This is a genomic window from Haloarcula sp. H-hyl2, from assembly GCF_056934385.1.
Window position 1 is genome coordinate 1146184 of record NZ_JBRIIJ010000002.1, and the last position, 23008, is coordinate 1169191.

At 69.0% G+C, this 23008-nt stretch carries 22 protein-coding genes and 1 pseudogene; 9 read left to right on the forward strand and 14 right to left on the reverse strand.

Annotated elements, in window-relative coordinates; all coding sequences use genetic code 11:
• Window positions 1-8 precede the first annotated feature (8 nt).
• Window positions 9-1928 carry an ABC transporter ATP-binding protein gene (locus Hhyl2_RS15700; RefSeq protein ID WP_483551707.1) on the forward strand — a complete coding sequence of 640 codons (1920 nt, stop codon included), beginning with the start codon at window positions 9-11 and terminating at the stop codon, window positions 1926-1928.
• Here Hhyl2_RS15700 and thiD read toward each other — a convergent pair whose 3' ends face one another.
• Window positions 1929-3281, reverse strand: coding sequence for a bifunctional hydroxymethylpyrimidine kinase/phosphomethylpyrimidine kinase (gene thiD, locus Hhyl2_RS15705; RefSeq protein ID WP_483551708.1), 1353 nt, complete (start codon window positions 3279-3281; stop codon window positions 1929-1931). It abuts the gene before it with no gap.
• A 128-nt stretch (window positions 3282-3409) separates the two neighbouring features.
• Here thiD and Hhyl2_RS15710 point away from each other — a divergent pair, with 128 nt between their 5' ends.
• Window positions 3410-3574: a DUF7331 family protein gene (locus Hhyl2_RS15710; protein ID WP_483551709.1), complete on the forward strand. Its 165-nt coding sequence runs from the start codon at window positions 3410-3412 to the stop codon at window positions 3572-3574.
• 45 nt (window positions 3575-3619) lie between these two features.
• On the opposite strand, the gene Hhyl2_RS15715 is transcribed toward Hhyl2_RS15710, so the two are convergent.
• From Hhyl2_RS15715 to Hhyl2_RS15725, 3 genes are all read right to left on the reverse strand, one after another.
• Window positions 3620-4642: an AIR synthase family protein gene (locus Hhyl2_RS15715; RefSeq protein WP_483551710.1), complete on the reverse strand. Its 1023-nt coding sequence runs from the start codon at window positions 4640-4642 to the stop codon at window positions 3620-3622.
• Between the two features lie 47 nt (window positions 4643-4689).
• A complete protein-coding gene (locus Hhyl2_RS15720) occupies window positions 4690-6843 on the reverse strand; it encodes a PGF-CTERM sorting domain-containing protein (RefSeq protein WP_483551711.1) in 2154 nt (717 codons plus the stop codon).
• An 81-nt stretch (window positions 6844-6924) separates the two neighbouring features.
• Window positions 6925-7356, reverse strand: a complete 432-nt coding sequence (locus Hhyl2_RS15725) for an arsenate-mycothiol transferase ArsC (RefSeq protein ID WP_483551712.1) — start codon at window positions 7354-7356, stop codon at window positions 6925-6927.
• Window positions 7357-7510: 154 nt separating this feature from the next.
• Here Hhyl2_RS15725 and mutS point away from each other — a divergent pair.
• Window positions 7511-9997 (forward strand): annotated as a pseudogene (mutS, locus tag Hhyl2_RS15730) (DNA mismatch repair protein MutS); the annotation flags it as partial.
• A 261-nt stretch (window positions 9998-10258) separates the two neighbouring features.
• Here the strand turns inward: mutS and Hhyl2_RS15735 are convergent.
• The 5 genes from Hhyl2_RS15735 to Hhyl2_RS15755 form a co-directional block, all read right to left on the reverse strand.
• The gene (locus Hhyl2_RS15735; protein ID WP_483551713.1) at window positions 10259-10654 is read right to left on the reverse strand and encodes a hypothetical protein; all 396 of its coding nucleotides are present in this window, start codon (window positions 10652-10654) and stop codon (window positions 10259-10261) included.
• Between the two features lie 4 nt (window positions 10655-10658).
• Window positions 10659-11141, reverse strand: coding sequence for a DUF7992 family protein (locus tag Hhyl2_RS15740; protein WP_483551714.1), 483 nt, complete (start codon window positions 11139-11141; stop codon window positions 10659-10661).
• 43 nt (window positions 11142-11184) lie between these two features.
• On the reverse strand, window positions 11185-11691 hold the full coding sequence (locus Hhyl2_RS15745; protein WP_483551715.1) for a hypothetical protein: 507 nt from the start codon (window positions 11689-11691) through the stop codon (window positions 11185-11187).
• A gap of 42 nt (window positions 11692-11733) precedes the next feature.
• Window positions 11734-12990, reverse strand: a complete 1257-nt coding sequence (locus tag Hhyl2_RS15750; RefSeq protein ID WP_483551716.1) for an HAD family hydrolase — start codon at window positions 12988-12990, stop codon at window positions 11734-11736.
• Between the two features lie 79 nt (window positions 12991-13069).
• Complete coding sequence (locus Hhyl2_RS15755) at window positions 13070-13234, reverse strand: hypothetical protein (protein ID WP_483551717.1); 165 nt, start codon at window positions 13232-13234, stop codon at window positions 13070-13072.
• 133 nt (window positions 13235-13367) lie between these two features.
• Here Hhyl2_RS15755 and mutL point away from each other — a divergent pair, with 133 nt between their 5' ends.
• The 4 genes from mutL to ygfZ all read left to right on the forward strand — a co-directional run bounded on the left by mutL (window position 13368) and on the right by ygfZ (window position 18894).
• The gene (mutL, locus tag Hhyl2_RS15760; protein WP_483551718.1) at window positions 13368-15431 is read left to right on the forward strand and encodes a DNA mismatch repair endonuclease MutL; all 2064 of its coding nucleotides are present in this window, start codon (window positions 13368-13370) and stop codon (window positions 15429-15431) included.
• A gap of 86 nt (window positions 15432-15517) precedes the next feature.
• A complete protein-coding gene (locus Hhyl2_RS15765) occupies window positions 15518-16462 on the forward strand; it encodes a sugar kinase (RefSeq protein WP_483551719.1) in 945 nt (314 codons plus the stop codon).
• Window positions 16463-16510: 48 nt separating this feature from the next.
• Window positions 16511-17770, forward strand: coding sequence for a PGF-CTERM sorting domain-containing protein (locus tag Hhyl2_RS15770; protein ID WP_483551720.1), 1260 nt, complete (start codon window positions 16511-16513; stop codon window positions 17768-17770).
• A 38-nt stretch (window positions 17771-17808) separates the two neighbouring features.
• Entirely contained in the window at window positions 17809-18894 is a 1086-nt protein-coding gene (ygfZ, locus tag Hhyl2_RS15775) for a CAF17-like 4Fe-4S cluster assembly/insertion protein YgfZ (RefSeq protein WP_483551721.1), read from the forward strand.
• On the opposite strand, the gene Hhyl2_RS15780 is transcribed toward ygfZ, so the two are convergent.
• Window positions 18885-19280 carry a hypothetical protein gene (locus tag Hhyl2_RS15780; protein WP_483551722.1) on the reverse strand — a complete coding sequence of 132 codons (396 nt, stop codon included), beginning with the start codon at window positions 19278-19280 and terminating at the stop codon, window positions 18885-18887. The two genes, ygfZ and Hhyl2_RS15780, sit on opposite strands and share 10 nt — an antisense overlap.
• Before the next feature lie 54 nt (window positions 19281-19334).
• Complete coding sequence (locus tag Hhyl2_RS15785) at window positions 19335-19562, reverse strand: DUF7860 family protein (protein ID WP_483551723.1); 228 nt, start codon at window positions 19560-19562, stop codon at window positions 19335-19337.
• 81 nt (window positions 19563-19643) lie between these two features.
• Between Hhyl2_RS15785 and Hhyl2_RS15790 the strand changes: the two genes are divergently transcribed.
• A complete protein-coding gene (locus Hhyl2_RS15790; RefSeq protein ID WP_483551724.1) occupies window positions 19644-19889 on the forward strand; it encodes a DUF8151 family protein in 246 nt (81 codons plus the stop codon).
• A gap of 33 nt (window positions 19890-19922) precedes the next feature.
• On the opposite strand, the gene Hhyl2_RS15795 is transcribed toward Hhyl2_RS15790, so the two are convergent.
• Entirely contained in the window at window positions 19923-21005 is a 1083-nt protein-coding gene (locus Hhyl2_RS15795; RefSeq protein WP_483551725.1) for a geranylgeranyl reductase family protein, read from the reverse strand.
• A 49-nt stretch (window positions 21006-21054) separates the two neighbouring features.
• Window positions 21055-21498: a DUF5518 domain-containing protein gene (locus tag Hhyl2_RS15800; RefSeq protein WP_483551726.1), complete on the reverse strand. Its 444-nt coding sequence runs from the start codon at window positions 21496-21498 to the stop codon at window positions 21055-21057.
• A 115-nt stretch (window positions 21499-21613) separates the two neighbouring features.
• On the opposite strand from Hhyl2_RS15800, the gene Hhyl2_RS15805 reads away from it, so the two are divergent.
• Window positions 21614-22000, forward strand: a complete 387-nt coding sequence (locus Hhyl2_RS15805) for a hypothetical protein (protein ID WP_483551727.1) — start codon at window positions 21614-21616, stop codon at window positions 21998-22000.
• On the opposite strand, the gene Hhyl2_RS15810 is transcribed toward Hhyl2_RS15805, so the two are convergent.
• Complete coding sequence (locus Hhyl2_RS15810; RefSeq protein WP_483551728.1) at window positions 21997-22950, reverse strand: WD40/YVTN/BNR-like repeat-containing protein; 954 nt, start codon at window positions 22948-22950, stop codon at window positions 21997-21999. The genes Hhyl2_RS15805 and Hhyl2_RS15810 overlap by 4 nt on opposite strands.
• Between the last annotated feature and the right edge of the window lie 58 nt (window positions 22951-23008).

The window sequence follows — 23008 nt, forward strand, 5'->3', positions numbered from 1 at the left end:
AGGGCTGAATGACGGCGGGGCCGGACACACCCGAGACGCTCACGCCCAGCGACGGCGGGTCCATGTGGCGCCTCTACGGGGCCTACGGCCGCGAGAACGCCGGCCACGCGGTGCTCGGGACGGTCATGGCGCTGCTCGCCCGCGCGACCGGGCTGGTCCCGGCGTTCGCACTCGGCGTCGCTATCGACGCGATCCTGCTCGGTACTCGGCCCTTCTCGCTCCCGCTGCTCCCGACTGCGTGGCTCCCGAGGACCCCCGCCGACCAGCTCTGGCTGACCGTCGGCATCCTCGTGGGGGCGACGCTGCTGGGTGCCGTCGGGTCCTGGCTCCAGAACTACGGCTGGAACCGGTTCGCACAGAACATCCAGCACCGGCTGCGGACCGACGCCTACGAGCACCTCCAGGCACAGGACCGCTCGTTCTTCGACGGCTCCCGGACCGGCGAACTGCTCTCGGTGCTGAACAACGACGTCAACCAACTGGAGTCGTTCCTCACCGACGGCGTCAGTTCGTCGCTGCGGATGGTCGCGCTCGTCGTCGGCGTCGGCGCGGTGATGCTCTCGCTGAACCCCTGGCTGGCGCTTGTCTCGTTGCTTGCCGTCCCGGTCCTGGGGGTGTTCACGGCGGTGTTCGTCCGGCGTATCCAGCCGAAATACGCCGCGATGCGGGCCAGCGTCGGCGACCTGAACGCCAGGCTGGAGAACAACGTCGGCGGCATCGAGGTCATCAAGACCGAACACGCCGAGGTCTACGAGACCGAGCGGGTCCGCGAGGCCTCGCTGTCGTACTACGAGGCCAACTGGGACGCCATCCGCACCCGGATCACGTTCTTCCCTGGCCTGTCGGTCATTTCCGGACTCAGCTTCGCGCTCACCTTCGCCGTCGGGGCGTTCTGGGTGCTCAACGGGCCGCCGACGCCGTTCGCGGCGGCGGTCTCCCCGGGTGCGTTCGTCACGTTCATGCTGTACACCCAGCAGTTCATCTGGCCGCTGGCCCAGTTCGGCCAGATCGTCAACAACTACCAGCGTGCCCGGGCCTCCAGCGACCGGGTCTACGCCCTGCTGGAGGCCGAGCCGTCGGTCCGGGACGGAGCGGACACGCTGGCTCTGGGGACCGTCGCGGGTGCCGTCGAGTACGACGACGTCACGTTCGGCTACGACGCCGACGACTCGCCCGTGCTCCGGGACGTCTCGCTGTCCATCGACCCCGGCGAGACCGTCGGCATCGTCGGCCCGACCGGCAGCGGGAAGTCGACGCTCGTGAAACTGCTGGTCCGCCTGTACGACCCCGACAGCGGGACGGTCCGGGTCGACGGCCACGACGTCCGGGACCTCTCCATCGAGAGCCTGCGACGCGCGGTCGGCTACGTCGCACAGGAACCGTTCCTCTTCTATGGAACCGTCCGGGAGAACATCGCCTACGGGACCTTCGACGCCGACGACGCGGCCATCGAGGCCGCCGCCCGACGGGCAGCGGCCCACGAGTTCGTCGAGAACCTCCCCGACGGCTACGAGACGATGGTCGGCGAGCGCGGAGTCAGGCTCTCGGGCGGCCAGCGCCAGCGGATCGCGCTCGCCCGGACGTTCCTCAAGGCACCGGCTATCCTCGTGCTCGACGAGGCCACGAGCCACGTCGACACCGAGACCGAGGCCATCATCCAGCGGAGCCTGCGGGACCTGGCGACCGACCGCACGACCGTCGCCATCGCCCACCGGCTCTCGACGGTCAAGGACGCCGACACTATCCTCGTCCTCGAAGGCGGCCGCGTCGTCGAGACGGGGACCCACGAGGAACTGCTGGCCGCGGACGGGCTCTACGCGAACCTCTGGACGGTCCAGGCCGGCGACATCGAGAGCCTGCCCGAGAGCTTCTTCGAGGCGGCTATCGCTCGTCGGGCGGCCATCGAGGGCGGCGGCGAGACGGACTGATCAGCTCTCGACGGCCGCCAGTACCGTCTCCAGGCGCCGGACGAGCGTGTCGGCGTCACCGGCAAGCAGCGTCGCACTCGCCTCGATACCGACCTCGCCGCGGTCGACGACGGCGACGGGGGTCTCAGCACTCGCGTCGAAGGCCTGCCCGACGCCCCACGCCGTCGCGCCCGCCGCCGCGTCCGCCGGGTGGTCGGCCCGGTCGTACGCCGACACCGAGCCCGCGAGTTCGTCCAGTGCGGCCTCGACGGCGTCGTCCAGCCGGCAGTTGACCGCGAACCGGACGCTGGGGTCGTGTTCGCGGGCGGCCAGCAGGAACCGGCCGACGGTCCCGGCGGCGCGGTAGCGCACGCCCCGGTTCGGTCGGACGCCGTCGAGCGTGCGGGTGATGCGACCCTCGACAGCGGCGGTCTCGTCCGGTGTCTCCGCGTACGGCGTCGCGCCGGCGACGGTCATCCCGACCTCGGGGACCAGCGGCGAGACGTCCATCCCGACACACGCCGAGACGATCCGCTCGACGGCCTCGACGGTCTCGGTCCGGCTGGCCTCGTTGCGCACCTCGACCATGTGGTGGACGGCGCCCGGTCCCTCGCCGACGTCGTGGTGGTACCGGACCGCCCGCGCCAGGAGGTCGGTGCCGGCCGCGACGGCCGCCGACCGACCGTCGCCGTGGGCCAGGCGCGTGGCGATGGCCGACGAGAGCGTACAGCCAGAGCCGTGAGTCGCCTCGGTGTCGACGCGCTCGTGCCGGAAGACGGTCGTGTCCTCGGCGGTCACGAGCGTGTCGACGACATCGTCGCCGGGGACGTGGCCACCCTTGACGAGCGCGGCGTCGGCACCCATCTCGACGATGTCTCGGCCGGCCTGTTCGGCGGCGTCGGGGTCGTCGACCTCATGGCCGGCCAGCACCTCCGCCTCGTCGGCGTTCGGCGTCACGAGCGTCGCCTCCGCCAGCAACCGCTCGTAGGCGTCCTCGGCCGTCTCGTCGAGCAGACGGTCGCCCGAGGCCGCGACCATCACCGGGTCGACCACGAGGTTCGGCAACTCCGGCGCGTACTCGACGACCAGGTCGATCACCTCGCTCGTCCCGAGCATCCCCGTCTTGACGGCTGTCACGTCGAAGTCGTCGAGTACCGACTCGATCTGGGCCTCGATATCCTCGACGGGCAGCAGATGCTGGCCCTGTACGCCGGTGGTGTTCTGGGCGGTGACGCTGGTGATCGCGCTGGTCCCGAACCCACCGCCGGCTTCGATGGTCTTGAGGTCGGCCTGGATGCCGGCCCCGCCGCCGGAGTCGCTGCCGGCGATGGTCAACACGACTGGCGGGGTGACCGGCGCGTCTGCGCGTGTCATGGTCGAGTGATCGGCCGGTGGACAAAAATCGGTGCTGGTCCCCGACCAATCCTAGTATGCTAATAATACTCCATATCACATTCGAGAAACGCTTATCAGGGGGCAGTGGCCTACAGTTGAGTACCACGATGGAATCGGCACCGGACGAATCGAACGAATCCCCAGCAGAGTACGGCAGTTTCACCACGGGCGGCGGCGACGTCGTCATCTACGACCGGGAGAACCCGGAGGCATGGCTCCAATCGAACTATGCCGTAGACGTCGGTGCCAGTTCGGAACGAACAAGCGCCTGATACCGCTCTTTTCGGCGATTTCTTTCCGACCCGAGAGCCGACGGCTCAGCCGTCGAGTCTCCCCATGTACTCCTCGAAGGTCCCCCAGAAGGGGTCCACGCCGGGGTGGTCCGTGGGCTCGCCGTCGACGACGAGTCCCGAGCCTTCGGTGACGACGCCTGCATCGGCGGCGGGGATGCCCTCGGCGTCGAGGGCATCCAGCACGTCGTCGACGCCGTCGGGCGCGACCGCGGCCAGCAGCGTCCCCTCGCTGATCGAGATCCAGGGGTCGATGCCGAAGAACTCGCAGGCCTCTCGGACACCTGGCTGGACCGGGACGCGGTCGGTCTCCAGTTCGATACCGACTCCGGCGGCGCGGGCCATCTCGTAGAGGCCGCCGTAGATGCCACACTCGGTGGCGTCGTGCATCGCGTGGACCGGGCCCGCTGCTGCGGCCGTCAGTGCGTCCCTGACCGGACTCATGTCGTAGAAGCGGTCGGTCGCCGCCTCGATGGTCTCGGCCGGGAGTTCGTCCTGCATGAGCGACTCGAACTGGATCGAGAGCAGTCCCGTCGCCTCGATGGCGGGGCCTTTGGTGACGACGACCCGGTCGCCAACCTCGGCGCCGTCCGGGCGCACGAGGTCCTCGAACGCGCCGACGGAGACGGCCGTCCCGCCGCCGACCATCGGATAGTTACAGCCCGCGTAGCGGCCGGTGTGGCCCGTGACGACCGAGACACCCAGGTCGCTGGCTTCCGCGTCGACGGTCTCCCAGACTGTCTGGAACTGGTCGTCGGTCATCTCCGGCGGCAGGTTCAGGTCCACCGAGAGGTGTGTCGGTGCCAGTCCCGAGACGGCGACGTCGCTCATGAGGATGTGGAACGCGAACCAGGCGGCCCGTTCGAAGCCCAGCGACGGCATGACGAAGACGGGGTCGGTCGCCATCGCGACCGCCGTCCCGCCGACGTCGACCACGCCGAAGTCGACCCCGTGCTGGGGCCCTAGCGTCACGTCCTCCCGGTCGGCGCCGAGGTTCGGATAGACGAACTCGTCGAAGAACTCGCGGTCGATCTTGCCCAGGTCTGTCATACTACTGTATATTCGCGGGTGGTACTAATCGGTGGCTATCACGTGGCTCACGCCCGCCGATGCGCGGCCAGGACACCCAGAGCGAGCGCCAGGAGGGCAACGAGCGGTGTGAAGCCGGGCCCGTCCTCGCTCGTCGTGGTGGTCACGGGCGTCGGCGACGGCGTCGGCGAGGGGGTCGGTGTCACTCTGGGTGTCGCGGCGGGCGTGACGGTGACGGTGACCGGTTCGGCGCTCCCGGCCGCCAGCAGCACGTCGCCGGGACTCGACAGGGGGACGCCCGTCGACAGTTCTGTCGTGTTCCGGGGCGGGAGGTACACCCGTCGTTGTGCGACGGCCTCGAAGTCACGCGTGAACACGACCTGTCCGCGGGCGGGGATGTCGGCGTCGTTCGTCACCGTCGCCGTGACGACGACTTCGCCGCCGGCCTGGACAGTCGTGGAACTGACGTCGATGTCCGTCACCCGCGTCCGGGCCGGTCGGGTGACGACGACGGTGATGTTGTCACCGTCCAGACTCAGCGTGTACTGGCCGGGCGTCACGAAGGTGTGTGAGAGGGGGACCGCCCGGGCCGTCGCGGGTTCGATACGGCCGCCCTCGGTCGTTACCGTCGTCCCGTTGATGCTCATCGTCGCGTTGTACTGGCCCCCGGTGCCGCCGGCGTTCCTGACGACGGCGTCGACGGTCAGCGTCTCGCCGACGGCAAGCCGGACCGGCGACCCACCGCCGACCGGCCCGACCCGGTAGGGCCCGCTGACCCGATAGGCCGAGCGGTTCGCCGTCGACGGGAGCGCGTACCCGATGCGGGCTGGCAACTGGCCGAACACCGCGGCGTGGTAGCTCTCGTTCCACATCGTGACGTTCGCGTTCGTCTCGGTGTAGTTGGCCGTCAGCGACCGGGCTTCCTGCCCACCGGCCCGCTCGACAGCCGACAGCAGGCGTGGTTGTGTCACGCGGCCGTTCACGCCGTTCAACAGGCGAACTGTGTCCTGGAGCGTCCGCTCGTCGTCGGTCGCCAGCCGGATCTGCTCGTCGATACGGCCGGCCACCAGCGGGCCGCGGTAGTAGTTCGCGCTCTCCTGCCAGGTCGTCGGGTCCGAGAGGACGACCTCGTCGTAGACGGGCTCCGCGCCGGCACCGAGGCGCGACCGGTAGGCGGCGAAGTCGATCCGTTCCTGTTCGAGTGTCAGGGCCGCCGCGTAGTAGACCGCGCTGGCCTCGACGACCCAGCGGGTCCGCTGGGTCGGTCTGAACGCCTGTCTGGTGTGGACGTACTCGTGCAGCCAGATGTTCTCGGGCGTGTCCAGTCGCTCGGTGTCCTGGACCCACATGTCCGCGTCGCCGATCTGGAAGCCGCGGGCGCCCCAGGAGACGTTCTCGGTCGGTGCAGCGACGACGAACACCGACTCGTCGCGGTCGCCGACCCGGAGCGCGTTCGAGGCGTTCGACAGCGACGTCAGGACCGCGTCCGGCGAGGCTGCCATCGCGGCCCGTTCCGGGACCGCCAGCCGGATCGTCTGGCCGTTGGTCGTCCGCTCGACGGTCTCGACCGCGCCGAGGTAGACGAGCCACTCGCCGGTCGCCCCCGGCCCGTCGGTCCGCATAGCCCGCTCGAAGCGCACCGGATCGGCGCCGACGTACGTCCACTCCGTCGGTGTCGCCTTCCGGGAGAACAGGGCCCACTCGGCGGCGTCCACGCCGATGTAGCGACCGTCGGCGCCCTCGGGACCGTCCCGGCTGAGCGTCTCGTTCGGGTTCCGACGGTACGCCAGGACCGGCGTCGAGGACTCACCGTCCCACTCGTAGGTCGTCCCGTTGAGGCGGTCGAAGCCGGCCGCCCGCGTCACCGTCGCGTTCTCCGGCAGTGTCGTCTCCAGCGTGCGGACGCGGTCCGGGATGGTGTAGGTTAGCCGGATCGACACGCTCCCCGTCTCGTTGGGCGTACGGTCGAACGACTGGAGGACGCTGATGGTGTCGCCGTCGGCGACCTGCCCGACATCGCCACCGTTCGTTCCTTCCTGGGCAGGAAACACCTCCGACGAGGACGGGCTGGCGTTCGCGCTGCTGGCGCCCTCGGTGGCGTCGAACCGACCCACTCGGTGGGTAGCGTCGTCCGGTGATGCCGTGGCAACCGGGACGAACACCACCAGAACGAGCAGGGCTATGACTCCGGCGGCCACCCTCCACCGGCGCGCCCCGTCCATTGGCACATGGTACCGGCTCACGGTTGAAATAGTTGACCGATGCTCGCCCGCCGCGCACACCCGCCCCGTCGCCCGGTCCTGTCAGGCAGTCGACTCCAGTCGCGACTCGATGTCGTCGAAGACGTCGCCCACTCGGCCACGGATGTCGTCACGGATGGCCCGGACGGCGTCGAGGTCCTGGCCGTCTGGGTCCGCCAGCGCCCAGTCACGGATCTCGACGTCGGCCTCCAGCGAGAGCGTCGAACAGCCCATCGTGACGACCAGATCGCAGTCGTTCAGTTCGTCGGCCGGGATCTCGCGTGGCTCGCGGTCCGAGAGGTCGACCCCGAGTTCGTCCATCACCGTGACGACCTCCTCGTGGACGTGGTCGGCCGGGTCGGTCCCGCCGGTGTGGACGGTCACGTGGTCCGCGAGGCCGCGTTCGTCGACGGCCTGTTCGGCGAAGGCGGTCGACATCTGCGAGCGACCGGCGTTCTGGACGCAGACGAAGGCGACGTGGAAACTATCGGCCATAGTCCCGATTGAACAACCGCTCATTTAGCCGCTTCGGTCGAAATCAGTCTATATAGCCGTCAGTACGCCCATTTAGAGTGGCCCCGATCGGGTCGTCGGCGGGCTATCGTCCGCACCCGCAATCCTTACCCCGTGGACGGCCACAGAGGGGGATATGACAGAGGCGACGGGTATCGTCGGGGAGTTCCTCGCGCTCAAGGAGGAGACCGACGCCGACGTGCTGGCGATGCAGTGTGGCGACTTCTACGAGTTCTTCGACGAGGACGCCGAACTGGTGGCCGACGAACTCGATCTGAAGGTCTCACAGAAGTCCTCACATGGCTCCTCGTATCCGATGGCCGGCGTCCCCGTCGACGACCTGACGCCGTACGTCTCGGCGCTGGTCGAACGGGGCTACCGCGTCGCGGTGGCCGACCAGCACGAGACGGCTGATGGCCACGCCCGCGAGATCACCCGCGTGGTGACGCCAGGCACGCACGTCGAGACTGGGGACGACGCCGCCCAGTACCTCGCGACGGTCGTTCGTGATGGAGACACCTACGGCCTCGCGTTCGCCGACGTGACCACCGGACAGTTCCAGGTGACACAGCTCGACGACGCCGACATCGGGGAGGTGCTCTCGGAGCTGTACACGTTCGCACCCGCCGAGATCCTGCCGGGGCCGGATCTGCGGACCGACGACGACTTCCTCGAACTGCTGCGCGAACGGACCGACGCCACGCTGACGCTGCACGCCACGGAGTCGTTCGCGCCGGGCCGGGCGCGCCACCGGGTGCGCGAGCAGTTCGGCGCCGAGACCCTGGAGAGCGTCGGCGTCGCCGACGACGACGCGGCCATCGCCGCCGCGGGTGCCATCCTCGCCTACGTCGAGGAGACCGGTGTCGGGACGCTGGCGGCGGTCACGCGCCTGCAGGCCTACGGCGCCCGCGAGACAGTCGACCTGGACGCGACGACCCAGCGCAACCTCGAACTCACCGAGACGATGCAGGGCGACACCTCGGGGTCGCTGTTCGATACCATCGACCACACCGTCACCGCTGCGGGGGGTCGACTCCTCCGGCGCTGGCTCCAGCGGCCGCGCCGGGACCGCGGGGAACTGCGCCGCCGGCAGGCCAGCGTCGCCGCGTTCACGCGTGAGGCGATGGTCCGCGAGACCATCCGCGAGACGCTCGGGGACGCCTACGACCTCGAACGGCTGGCCGCACGCGCCACGTCGGGGAGCGCCGACGCCAGGGACCTCCGGGCCGCCCAGGAGACGCTAGCGCTGCTCCCGGCCATCGCCGACGCCGTGGCCGACACCGAGCGACTGGCCGACTCGCCCCTTTCAGACGCGCTGGCGGGCGCCGACCGCGACGCTGCTGCTGCCCTGGCAGCGGACCTCGACGACGCCCTCGTCGAAGACCCGCCGGGGACCGTCACCCAGGGTGGCCTGTTCCGCCGGGGCTACGACGACGACCTCGACGACCTCATCGACGAGCACGAGGCCGCCCTGGAGTGGCTGGAGACCCTGCCCGACCGCGAGAAGGAGCGGACCGGCATCACCCACCTCTCGGTCGACCGCAACAAGACGGACGGCTACTACATCCAGGTCGGGAAGTCAGAGACCGACCAGGTGCCCGACGACTACGAGGAGATCAAGACGCTGAAGAACTCGAAACGGTACACCATCCCCGAACTCGACGAGAAAGAACGGGACGTGCTCCGCCTGGAGGAACGGCGCCACGACATGGAGTACGAGCGGTTCCAGGACCTGCGGGAGCGGGTCGCCCAGCACGCGACGCTGTTGCAGGACGTCGGGCGGGCGCTGGCGGAGGTCGACGCACTGGCCTCCTTGGCCGTCCACGCCGTCGAGAACGACTGGACACGCCCCGAACTGACCGACGGGCGGGAACTGGCCATCGAGGCCGGCCGCCACCCCGTCGTCGAGCAGACCACCGAGTTCGTCCCCAACGACCTCTTCATGGACGCGGACCGCCAGTTCCTGATCGTCACCGGCCCCAACATGAGCGGGAAGTCGACCTACATGCGCCAGGCGGCGTTGCTGACACTGTTGGCACAGGTCGGCAGTTTCGTCCCGGCCCGCTCGGCCACTGTCGGCGTCGTCGACGGCATCTATACCCGTGTCGGCGCGCTGGACGAACTCGCACAGGGCCGCTCGACGTTCATGGTCGAGATGCAGGAACTGTCGAACATCCTCCACTCGGCGACCGAGGAGTCGCTCGTGATCCTGGACGAGGTCGGTCGCGGGACTGCTACCTTCGACGGCATCAGTATCGCGTGGGCGGCCACGGAGTACCTCCACAACGAGGTCCGCGCGAAGACGCTGTTTGCGACCCACTACCACGAACTGACGACGCTGGCGGACCACCTCGGTCGCGTCGAGAACGTCCACGTCGCCGTCGCCGGCGACCCCGACGAGGGCGAGGACGAGGTCACCTTCCTCCGGACGGTCAGGGACGGCCCGACAGACCGGAGCTACGGTATCCACGTCGCCGACATGGCCGGCGTCCCCGAACCGGTCGTCGACCGCTCGCAGGAGGTACTGGACCGACTCCGCGAGGAGAAGGCCATCGAGGCGAAGGGGGGTAGCGGCGGGAGCGGGACAAAACAGGCTGTCTTCGACCTCTCGTCGGGCAGTTTCGCCGGTGGCACCGATCGAGCGGGCGACGACCAGCGGGCCAGCGCCGACGGCGGGGCGGCCGAGACGATGACGGACACCCTTGCCGACCGCTTCGGCGAGGACGCCCAGGACGTGCTCGCGGCGCTTGCGGACCTGGACGTCAACGAGACGCCACCGGTCGAGTTGATGGCGAAGGTCCAGCAGTGGCAGGCCGACCTCGACGAGTGAGTGGTCGCCGATACGCCCCGCCGCCGGCCACGGGGGCTCCCGACGGCCTCGGACTCACCGGTCGGGGAACAGTTCCTGGCGCAACAGTACGCTCCCGCCCAGCACGAACGCCAGCCCGGCACCGCCGTAGAGCACCCACTGGCGTGCGTTCAGCGGTGCGCTGTCCATCGCCTGCAGACGCCCCAGCCTGTACTCGGCGTAGGAGGTGTTCCGGCACTGCTGGACGTGCGTCTCGTTCAGTTCGACCGGCTCCATCCCGAGGCCGCCGTCGACGAGACGCGTCTGTCCGTCGAGGTCGTCACAGCCCGCCTGGAACGTCTTGTAGTCCGCTCTGGTGACCGTCGTCGTCAGGTCCGCGTACACCAATCCGGCGAGGACACCGACGCCGAGCAGGACGATGCCCAGCGCGACGACGATCGAGCCCCAGTTCCGGCGGCGCTGGGCTGTCACGCACTCATTCCTCGGTATCGTCGTAGTCGAACGTCTCCTCGGGTACCTGGTCGGCGAAGAACCCGAACGTCTCCTCGTCGCGCACCAGGTAGTCGTTCTCCAGCGTCTCGGAGACGATCCGGCCCAGTGAGTCCAGTTCCGACTCGATCTCGTCGGCGTCCGCGCGGTCGAGATCCGCGCGGGCCGGGGCCGGCAGCGTCGGTGCTCGGTAGCCGACCTCGCCCGACGCGGGGTCCCAGAAGAAGTCCAGCGCGTCGACGAGTCCGAACTCGACGACGACGTCGAACTCCGTCTCCGTCAGACCGGTCTGCGTGGTCCACTCCTCGAAGGCGTCGTGCCAGGCACCCTCGGCGAGGACGCCTGCGATCTCCGCTCGGCGGTAGTCGTCCTCGGGCTCTTCCTCGTGCGTGTCGATCGCCTCGTACTCGTCCCGTGGCTGTGGCCCCGACAGGGTGGGTGGGTCCGGGACAATAACGTCGAGTGCCATACGATAGTGTAGGCTCGGCAACTGGAAATACGCTCCGGCGCCCCTACTCCAGGACCGACTTCGGTCGCCTGAGGTAGAACTCCTGGTCGAGGACCCGCTGGAAGACCGCGAACAGCGTCTCGACGGCGGCCGGGTCCGGATCGAACCGGATGTGTGGGGCCACGTGGTACCCCTTCGAACCGGTCAGGAAGAAGTACAGCGTCCGGTGGTGGGCCGCCGTGGCGTCGACGACACCGACGTCGGCGCCGTCCAGCGCGTCCGCGAAGTCGTTGAGCATCGACGCGATGTCGTCGTGCAGTTGCTCGTCGGGGCGCTCCAGGGTCGTCCCGAAGGTCTGTTCGAGGAAATCACTCGTCGCACGCAGGAACGGGTTGCTGTCGATGCCGGTCGGGTCGACGGCGGCGAACGCCTCGTAGAGGTCCAGCAGCGTCGACAGTTCGTCGGCAGTCACCGCGATGGGTCTGACCGGCTCACCCTGCGGGAGCGAGTAACTGGGGAACGAGTGTGACTGTGGGTCCGGGACCTTCCCGAACACCGAGTCCAGAGACATACCCCGCCGTTTGGTCTCGAAGCGTCTAATCCTTTGGCGTGGTCAGACGCTGCGTTCGCCAAGCGTCGCCAGCAGTCGACTCCCGTAGGCGACCCGCAGCACGGAGGTAGCGTCGCCAGCCTCGAAGATCAGGTCGTCGTGGGACTCGACGTGGGCCAGCACATCGGCCGACGCGTGGTCGGGCGCGGCGGCGATACCGGCGTCGTGGTCGGCGACCCACTCCATCACGCGGAGGTCGCTCTTGCTGTCGCCCATCACGAGTGCGAACGGGTCCGTGATGCCGAGTACGTCTAGTGCGGCCTCTACACCCGCAGCCTTGTCCAGCTCCAGGCTGACGAGTTCGGCGGCGTCGCCCTCGTAGTAGCCGAGGTCGATCCGTTCGAGCACGTCGAGGAACGCCTCGGGGACCTCGCCGAGGTCGACGTCGACTGCCTCGCCCCCGGCCTCGAACACCGCTCGGATTTCGGGATCACGGCTGAAGTACGTCCTGGCGGCTGCGGCCGGGCGGTCGAGGGCAGTGTCGGTCTCGTCGGCGACGACGCGGCCGACCAGACCACAGAGGTAGCGGAGTCCCTCGTCGATGACCTCGATCGCCGTCTCGCTGCCGATCTCGGCGTTCGGTTTGAGCGTGACGTTGAACTCGTTGCCCTGGAGGTGGACCCGGTGGGCGAACCCTTCGGGGGCCTCCGAGAGGACACGCCGGCGGACGGCGTCGAAGACGGCGACGATCGCGGGATCCAGGTCGTCGTAGAGGAGCCGTTTGGTGTCCGGACCGTGACCGGGGGTGAAGACGCCGTTGCCGGACTCGTAGACGATGCTCACCGACCCCGAGGAGACGAGGTCGTTGCCCAGCCCCTGGATGGTGAACCCCTTGACGTTCTCCAGGGTCTGGCCGGTACAGACGACGATCGGAACATCCGCCTCGTGGAACTCGGTCAGCAGGTGCAGCGTGTCACGGGGGATCTCGTTGTCGGTGTAGCCGGCCGACCGGAGCGTCTCGTCGACGTCCAGCACGAGGACGTTGACGGCCCGGTCGTGTTTGGTGTAGAGGTCCAGCGCGGTGAAGGCCTCGTCGCGGGTGAGTCGTGCGGCGATCTCGGCGTAGGTCTCGCCGGTCGCCGGGAACTGCTCGGCGACGACGGCCTTCCGACCCTCCAGTTCTTCCTTGATCTCGCCCCACTGTTCGAGCGTGATCGGCGAGTCGAGCGGTGGGAACAGATCGACGAACTCCTGGTAGGCACGTAACGTCGCCGTGTCCATCTCCTCGTACAGCCGATAGAGCTGGTCGTACTGTTCCATCGGTATCGTACTCCCCCAGTCGCCGTGGTGCTACTTCACTCACCCGGTCGGCGCTGTGGGGCGAAAAAACGGCTGGTCGCTACGCCTCGTCGCCGCCGTCGGTCAGAATGTCGACGTCCTCATCGGTCGCCGTCTCGTTGAGGAACGACGGCAGTCCTGGCTCGTCCTCGGTTTCGGACTCCTCGTCGTCCAGCGGCTCACTCGCTGTCGTCCATTCTCTGTCGTGGCCTCTGTGGTGACACATCGTCACTCACCCACTCGGTGGTGGGTACTGTGCCGTGTTAACTATTTCCATACCAACGCTGACAGACCGCGAGCCAGTCACGCTCAAGTCGCTCCGTCCGTTATCGGGCCACAATGACCACGTGGGGAGCCACATGAGCGACATCCAGCAACTCGACGAGCGGACCGTCGAACGCATCGCGGCGGGCGAGGTAGTCGAGCGACCCGCCTCCGTCGTGAAAGAACTGGTCGAGAACGCCATCGACGCCGACGCCGACCGGGTCGAGGTGGCCGTCGAGGCCGGCGGCACCGAGGGCGTCCGGGTTCGCGACGACGGTATCGGCATGGACCGGGAGTCGGTCCAGCGGGCCGTCGAGCAACACACCACCTCGAAGATACGGGACATCGCCGACCTGGAGGCCGGCGTCGGGACACTGGGTTTCCGCGGGGAGGCGCTGCACGCCATCGGCGCCGTCTCGCGGCTGACGATCACCACGCGACCGCGCGGTGGCGACGTCGGGACGGAACTGGTCGTCGAGGGCGGCGAGGTGACCGACGTCGGGCCCGCGGGCTGTCCCGAGGGGACGACCATCGCCGTCGACGACCTCTTCTACAACGTCCCGGCCCGCCGAAAGTATCTCAAGCAGGCGTCGACGGAGTTCGCCCACGTCAACACCGTGGTCACGAGCTACGCGCTGGCGAACCCGGGCGTCGCGGTCTCGCTGTCCCACGACGGCCGCGAGACGTTCGCGACGACGGGGCAGGGCGACCTCCGTGAGACCGTCCTGTCGGTCTACGGCCGCGAGGTCGCGACGTCGATGATTGCGGTCGACGGCGACGACCTCCCGGACGGGCCACTCGACGGGGTCTCCGGCCTGGTCTCGCACCCCGAGACCACCCGCGCCGGCCGCGAGTACCTCTCGACGTACGTCAACGGCCGCTACGTCCGCGCGAAGACCGCCCAGGACGCCGCAATCGACGCCTACGGGACGCAACTGGCGCCCGACCGCTATCCCTTCGCGGTGCTCTTTCTCGACGTCCCGGCCGGCGACGTCGACGTCAACGTCCACCCCCGCAAGATGGAGGTCCGGTTCGCCGACGACGAGGGCGTCCGCGAACAGGTCCGAACTGCCGTCGAGGACGCACTGCTCCGGGAGGGCCTGCTGCGCTCGTCGGCTCCACGGGGTCGCTCACAGCCCGAACAGACCGAGATCACGCCGGGCAGTAGCGGCGCCGGTGGCGAGGACGCGGGGGGAGACGCCGCCACCGCGGGCACCCCGGCTTCGGGTGGAACGGGGGCCGGAGACACGCCACCACCGGCAGATGCCACGCCCGAGGTCGACAGTGCGGGGAGCGCTTCCGGTGGAACCGACCGCTCGCAGCCGTCCGGTGCCGGGACGAGTGGATCAGCAGGAACCGGTGGCGACGGGTCGCGGCCTCCCGCAGACAGCGGCGAGACGCGGGGGGCGGGGACCGACGGCGACGACACCGCCGGCGGTACCGAGACGACAGCGCGGGCGGACCGTCGACCGACCGACCCGGAGCGGAAGTTCACGGGTGGCCACGAGCAGGACCGCCTCGGCGAGGCGCCCTCGACCGACCACGACACGCTGCCGTCGATGCGCATCCTGGGCCAGCTCCACGAGACCTACGTCGTCGCCGAGACCGACGACGGGCTGGTCCTGCTCGATCAGCACGCCGCCGACGAGCGGGTCAACTACGAGCGCCTGAAGGCCGAGTTCGAGGGCGAGACGACTACACAGGCCCTTGCGGAGCCGGTCGCACTCGAACTGACCGCCCGCGAGGCGGCCGTCCTGGCCGACCGGGCCGACGCGCTAGCGAGCCTGGGCTTTCACACCGCCCGGACCGGCGAACGGACCATCGAGGTCCGCACCCTCCCGGGAGTCATCGCGGACGCCGCCGGCCCCGACATCGTCCGTGACGTCCTCGGTGCGTTCGTCGAGGGTGCCGACGAGGCCGCCGCGACGGTCGAGGCGGCGGCCGACGAACTGCTGGGGGACCTGGCGTGTTACCCCTCGGTGACGGGCAACACCTCGCTGGCCGAGGGGTCGGTGCGGGACCTGCTCGCCGCGCTGGACGACTGCGAGAACCCCTACGCCTGTCCGCACGGCCGTCCCACCGTCATCGAGATCGACCGGACCGAACTCGAAGACCGCTTCGAGCGGGACTATCCCGGCCACGGCGGTCGACGGGACTGACCGCGCCGGTTCCTTCGACAGGCCGACCCGACAGATTCATCGATAGAGGCGTGTGAACTAAGTCGGATACTACCGATTGCCACGGTATGACACTGGTCAGTTTCGGTGAGACGGCACTTCGGTTCGCTCCGCCGGAGGGGCACCGGTTCGAGACGGCACGCGAGGTGTCCATGCGGGCCGACGGTACCGCGAGCAACGTCGCGACCACGGCGAGTCGGCTGGGGACCGAGACAGTCTGGCTCTCGAAGCTTCCCGATACACCGCTGGGACGGCGTGTCGTCGCCGAACTCCACGAACACGGGCTGGAGACCGAGGTGGTCTGGGCCGACGGCGGCGAGGGACGACAGGGACTGACCTTCTACGAGGACGCGACGCCGCCGCGGGAGGACCGACTGATTCAGGACCGGTCGGCGGCCGCCGCGGCGACGGTGACACCGGGAGAGCTCCCGATGGAGGCGATCCAGGCCGCGGACGTCGTGTTCGCGGCCGGCTCGACCGCCGCGCTGTCGGACACCGCCGCGAGTACGCTCGGTGCGCTCATGCGTGCCGCCTCCGGGACGCGAGCGCTCGATCTGGATTTCCATCCCGGGCTGTGGGACGCGGACACCGCGCTCGCACAACTGGAGGACCTGTTCGACGCCGTCGATATCCTCTTCGCGAACGAGGACGAGGCCACGGCAGTGTTCAACCGGTCCGGAACCCCCCGGGAACTGAGTCACACGCTCGCGTCCACCTACGACTTCGACTACGTCTTCCTGACCCGGAGCGAGCGCGGCGCGGTCGCCTACCACGACGGCGTCGTCCACGAACAGGACGCTATCGAGACGGACATCGTCGACAGTTCCGGCCAGCACGACGCGCTCGTCGGTGCGGTTATCGACCGCCTGTCTGCGGGCAGTGCGACCGACGATGCGCTGCTCCACGGCGCGGCAGCCGCTGCACTGGCCCGGACGATGCCGGGACCGCTGGTCCCCATCGAGGCCGACGAGGTATCCCGGCTCGTCGACTCGGAAACGTCCGGACGGCGATAATCTCACACTGCCGACAGAGATTTACGGGTGCCATGTGACTCCTCCACTATGCACACACCGTGGCAGTCGCTCACGGTCGCTCTCGTCGTGGTAGCGCTGACGACTGCGCTCGTTCCCGCGCCCGCTGTCGCACAGTCGCAGGTGACACTCACTGTTACTGTCGTCGACCAGGACGGCGATCCGGTCAGCGGCGCGACCGTTTCGACGACCTGGAACGACGGTGACGGCGGCCCGGTCAACGAGACGACACGCGCGAACGGGCAGGCGCTCGTCGACGTCCCGGAGGGGGCCGATATCACGATCACGGTCCACGACGATACGTACGTCCGTAACGTCCCGGTCACGATCGACGGCGCGTCCAGCCAGGAGGTCCGGATCGAGGTCTCGGAAGCGGCCGTCGCGACGATCACTGCCGTCGACGGCAACGGGAACCCGGTCGAGAACGCTCGCGTGACCCTGTACCGCTCCGGGAAGTTCGTCACGGATCGCCGGACCGGTTCGGACGGCACGATGACTTCACAGCGCATCGAAGAGGGCGAGTACCGCGTCACCGTCTCGAAGGCCGGCTACTTCGACACCCGCGTCGACCGGACCTTCGAAGGACAGCCGCGCCGTGAGATTACGATCGAGGAGGGGTCGGCACTGGTCACGTTCTCGGTCACCGACGACCACTTCGACGACCCCGAACCCGTCCGGAACGCGACTGTCACCGTCGGTGGCGTGGGCTCGGTCCAGACCCTCTCGGACGGTGAAGCGACGCTTCAGGTCCCGGTCAACGACCAGTACCGCGCGACCGTCACCAAGGACGGCTACGAGACGACTCGCAAGATCCTCTCTGTCCGGGAGAGTGACACGTCCCTCGATGCGACCATCCAGCGGACCCCGCGGCTCAACCTCACCTCCGACAACCGCCGGATCGTCGTCGGGGAGACCGCGCGACTGACGGTCCGCGACGAGTACGGCGACCCGGTCGAGGGGGCGTCCATCGCGCGCAACGGGAGCAGTGTCGGGACGACCAACGCGAACGGTGTCCTGACGGCCGAGATACCGAGTGCTGGTCCGGTCGAGTTCTCCGCCCGTTCGGGATCGCTCTCGACGAGCATCGTCGTCCAGGGGGTCGAAGCCGGCAACGAACAGACGCCGACCCCGACGCCGACCGGGACGCCAGCCCCGCCGCCGCCGACGACTACCCCCACGCCCACCGAGGAACCAGGTGGACTCATCGAGGTCGACGGGCCCGGCTTCACGCCCGTGATCGCGCTGGTCGCGGTCGTCCTGGTGACCCTGCTCGCCATGCGACAGCGGTAACGGGACCCTTTTCCCCCAGAGGCTCCCATCGGTGACCGATGACTGTTCTCGAGGACGTCCACGAGGCCCACGGAGCCACGTTCCGGACCGTCGGCGGGCGCCGCGTCGTCGACACGTACGGGCGGCCCGAGCGGACCCACCGGGCGGTCCGCAACGTCGTCGGCGTCTGTGAGTTCGGCTACGGCGTCCTCGTCGTCACCGGCGAGGACCGCGTCGACTACGTCGACAACGCCGTCTCCAACCGCGTGCCCGACGCCGACGGCGCGGGCTGTTACGCGCTGTTGCTGGACCCACAGGGTGCCGTCGAGACCGACATGTACGTCTACAACGCCGGCGAGCGCCTGCTGGTGTTCACGCCGCCACAGCGGGCCGGCCCGCTGGCCGAGGAGTGGCGCGAGAAGACGTTCATCCAGGACGTCGAGATCGACGTCGCGACCGACGACTTCGCCGTCTTCGGCGTCCACGGGCCGAAGGCGACCGAGAAGATCGCGAGCGTCCTCCACCAGAGTGGCACGCCAGAGGCTCCACTCTCGTTCGTCCGCGGCGAACTGGGCGACGCTGGTGTCACTGTCGTCCGGACCGACAACCTCGCCGGTGAGGAGAGCTTCGACGTGGTCTGTGCGGCCGCGGACGCCGAGGCCGTCTTCGACACGCTCGTCAACCGCGGACTCAACGCCGTCCCCTTTGGCTACCGAACCTGGGAGACGCTGACCCTGGAGGCCGGGACACCGCTGTTCGACACCGAGATCGAGGGTGCACTGCCCAACGACCTCGGACTCCGGACCGCGCTGGACTTCGAGAAAGGCTGTTACGTCGGCCAGGAGGTCGTCTCCCGCATCGAGAACCGGGGGCACCCGAGTACGCGACTCGTCGGGCTCCGCGCCGAGGCAGTGCCCGACGCCGGGGCCGCCGTCTTCGCGGGCGACGACCACGTCGGGAGCGTCACCCGTGCCGTCGAGAGCCCGACGCTGGAGGCGCCGATCGCGCTGGCGACCGTCGACTGGGAACTCCCCGAGGAATCGCTCACGGTTCGCGTCGACGGGCGCGAGGTCGACGCCGTCCGCGCCGACCTGCCGTTCGTCGACGGATCGGCCGTCTCCGCGCGGTGTCCACGTTACGAGTAGCCGGTATCGTCGCCCGGCGTATCTGCGTCGCCCATGTACCCCTCGATAGCGACGAGAGCGGTGTACGCCGAGAACGCCGCCAGACACATCCCGCCGAACTGCGTGGTCGCGGTGAGTGCCGCACTGACGTCCTGGTACTGCAGCGGCGCGACGATGAGCCAGGCACCCAGTGCCGTGGCCATCACGCCCGCCGCGAACCGGGGCCGGCCCCGGTCACGGATCGTCTGTGCGTTCTTGGCGGCGAAGATAGCGCCGACGACGGCCGAGAGCGTGACACTACCCCGGATGCCCGGACCGGCGCCCAGCGCGAGCGGCGCGACGAACGCGACCAGACAGCCAAGCAGTGCAACGGCGGCCGCCGCCGCGGTGAACCGTGAAGCCTGCATGGCCGGGACTACCCGGAGTAGTGATAAATAGCTTCTACCAACGACGCGAGCGACTCACTCGATTAGCGGCAGGATGATACCGAACACGAGCGGTGACAGGAGGCCGATGAGGATACCGAACCCTTCCATGTTGGTCAACAGGAGCTGTTCCCAGCCGGGCAGTGGCCCGGCGACTGCTGCCCCCACGGTTTCGCCGAGGAGGCCGACGACGAACAGGCCGACGCCGAGGAGGAACCCCCGCTTGGCCATCGTCGCGTGGTCGATATTCTGTGTCTGCACCATATACTTCCACCATCGTTTCGGCGTAAAGACGGTTTCTATTCGACGAAAGGATTATAATTGGCTCTCGTCTACGGGCAGGCGATGAACGGACTGCTCTCGGAATCGCTGGTCGAACTGCTGGGCCTGGTGCTCTCGGCGGTCGCCGCCGGCGTCCTCACCGTCGTCGGCGCGCTGACGGAGAACGCCGGGATGGCGGACCTGCTGGCCGGGCAATCGGTCTTCGGAAGCTGGGAACTGTTCATGGGTGCCATCGCGCTGTACGCCGGGGTCTACCTCCTGGGGTACCAGCGGGTGCTGGTGCCCATCTCGGCGAAGCTCACGAACTGAGTTGTCTCGTGCGGAGAGCCGCTCGAACCGGGCTCAGGACCGCGACAGCAGCGCCTTCAACTGTTCGCGCGAGAAGACCGTCGTCGGGCGGTCCATGTGGACGCCGATCTCTCCTTCGAACAGTTTCATCCCCGCTCGCTGGATTGGCTCCGGGACCGAGTAGCCGGCCCGCACGGCGTGGCCGAGTCTGATATCGGTCCGTAACTCCGCGCGCCAGGCGCGCTCGTAGTCGCCCAGTGTCGCGGGGTCGGAAGGGTCGATCTCGCTCGCGGCGTGGTCGGCGGCGGTCATGCCATAGAGGATCCCGCCGCCGGTGAACGGTTTGGTCTGGGCGGCGGCGTCGCCGATCAGGAACGAGCGCCGGCCGGTGACGCGTCTGGGCGGGCCGACCGGAATCAGCCCCGAGCAGCGCCGGGTCACGTCGGCGCCGTACCCGTCGACGAACGCGTCGAACCGGCCGGGGGCGTCGTCGCCGGGCGGGACCGCCAGACCGTACTCGACACCGGCCTCGCCCCGTGGGATGCGCCAGGCGAAGAACCGCGGGACGGTGAGATGGACGTCGACGAAGTCGCCGTGGTCCGTCGTCTCGTCGAACCCCAGCACGCCGTGGAGTAACTCGTCGGGTTCCGGTAGCCCCAGTTCGCGCCGGACACGGCTCTTGGGGCCGTCACACCCCGCGACCATCAGGGCGCGGTGGGTCTCCACGCCGTCCGGCCCGCGAACCTCGACGGTGACGCCGTCGCGGTCCTCGGTGACCCCGACGACGGTGTGGCCCTCGCGAACGTCGGCACCGGCCGCGCGAGCCAGTTCGGCCAGGTGGCGGTCGAGCCCGACGCGGTCGATGACGTTCGAGACGGGCTCGTCCTTGTAGAAGGGGTAGTCGCCGCTGCCGGGACCGCCTGTGTGGAACCGGGCGCCGAACACCTCGTTCTGGAGGAGGTCGGCACGGGCGTCATCGGTGTACTCCCAGACGTCCGTGCTGACGTGGCCGGAACAGGCCAGTGGCTCGCCGACCGTCCCCTGTTCGAAGACGAGCACGTCGAGCCCTTGCCGGGCCGCCTGGCGGGCGTACCGCGAGCCCGCGGGGCCGGCACCGACGACGACGACGTCGTGCATACGCGTCGTCAGGGTGTCAGGAGGGAAATACCTTCTCGATTCGCGACGATCAGTGGCCGGCGGCCGGCGGTCGCGGTTCGTTCCGCTCGGCGAGCCAGCCGCCGAGACGGCCGCCAAGCGAGCCGAACAGCGCCGAGATACCGGCGACGAACCCGAGTGCGAACACGACGAAGGTAGCGACTGCGAGCGTCCCGCCCGCGATGAACCACGGCGGACCGTCCAGGGCGGTCATGGCCGCAGCCATGTCCCAGACGATCCACAGCGCCGGGAGCGTCCCGACGAGGCCCGTCCGGAGGCCGACGGCACTGCTCCGGAGGCCGCGTCGCTTCGCGAGGTAGCCGACGACGATGGCCGCGAGGAACACCGAACTCAGTGACATCTCGGTACCGGACTGCCAGTAGCTGACGAGCGTGAACGGCATGGAGAGGGCGCCGCCCAGCAGGGCGTATCGCCAGGTGTCGCTCAACTCGTGGAGGGGACCAATTCGGGTCATGTGCGGGAGTTGACAGCCGCCGGTAATAAAACCTCCCGACGCGTCTCTCGCTCACCGGTCACCGCTGGCGCCCGCGTTTCGGACGCCATATGCCGCTGGAGTCCCTGCCGCCGGTATGACAGAGTACCAGCCCGGAGTCTGTAACATCGGCACGGTCGAGCGTCGTCGCCGACGGATCGCCGGTGTCGGGTCCTTCGTCGTTGCGGCGGCCCTCGTCGTCGCTGTCGTCTTCGATGTGGTTCCGACGACCGTCCTCTGGGGCGCCGTCCCGTTCGTCTTCGGCGGGTGGATCGGCGTCCTGCAGGACTACTTCCGGTTCTGTGCGGCCTTCGGCGCGCTGGCCCGGTACGACCTCTCGGGATCGGGTGGCTCAACGGGTTCCGTGGCCGAGGCCGAGGCGGTGCGCGCCGACCGCCGGAAGGCACTGCAGATCGTCCTCCTGTCGGCCGTCGCGACGGCCGTGACCGCGGTCCCGCTCCTCCTGGTCGGTGGGGCGGTCTAGACCACCGCCAGCCCACGTGGCACCTGATTGTAGTCGGTCGTCCACTGGCCGACCTGGGTCCACTCACGTCCCTCGGGCGAGCGCAACAGCCCGTGGTTCGTCAGGGCGAACACGGCGCCCTCACCGGCGGCCAGTACCGGCCGTGCCAGTCCGTCGGGACCGGGGAGACCGCCCATCGCGCGCTCCCAGCGGTCGCCGGTCGAGCGATAGACGTAGCTCTCGCCGGTCGTGGAGTGGGCCGACCGCGGCCCGGTCGCAGCCGAGACGACGACGGTCTCGGGGTCCTCGGGATGGACGGCGAGTCCCCAGACGTAGCGGTGGTCGAGGCCGTCCTGCGGATGTGTCCAGGTCTCGCCCCGGTCGGTCGAGTGACCGTAGCCGTCACCGGCGGCGGCATAGACTCGGTCGGGCGCGCCGGGGTGGGTCGCCAGTGTGTGGTTGTCCCGACGGGCGCCGTCGGGATGGTCGAGCCACGTCTCCCCGCCGTCGAGACTCCGGACGAACGCACCGGTCTCGATGGCGACGTAGAGGCAATCGGCGTCGTCCGGTGCCACCGCGAGCCAGCGGACGTGGTGGGTGTGAGGACGGGGCGGGAACGACCACCGGGACGACGATTCCAGGTCGGTCAGCCCCTCGCGTTCGGTCCAGGTCTGCCCGCCGTCTGTCGACCGGTAGACAGCGCTTGGTTCGGTGCCTGCCCACACCACGTCGGGATCCTGCGGGTCGACGGTGACGGCGGTGACGCGGTCGGGCGTTTCCAGCGCCGTGCTCCAGGACCCGCCGCCGTCGGTCGTGTACTGGAGGCCGGCGTCGACGGTGCCGACGAACGCACGCTGGGGGGCGTCCGGATGGGCCGCGACACACTGGATATCGTGGCTCACGAGCCGGTCCTTCCAGGGGTCCGGGCCCACGAGGACGCGGTCCGAGAGCCCGGCGTAGGCTGTGTCCATACCGGAGCTACGCGACGGCCGCTGAGAAAGGTACCGGCGGTCCGCCACAGACGGAGTC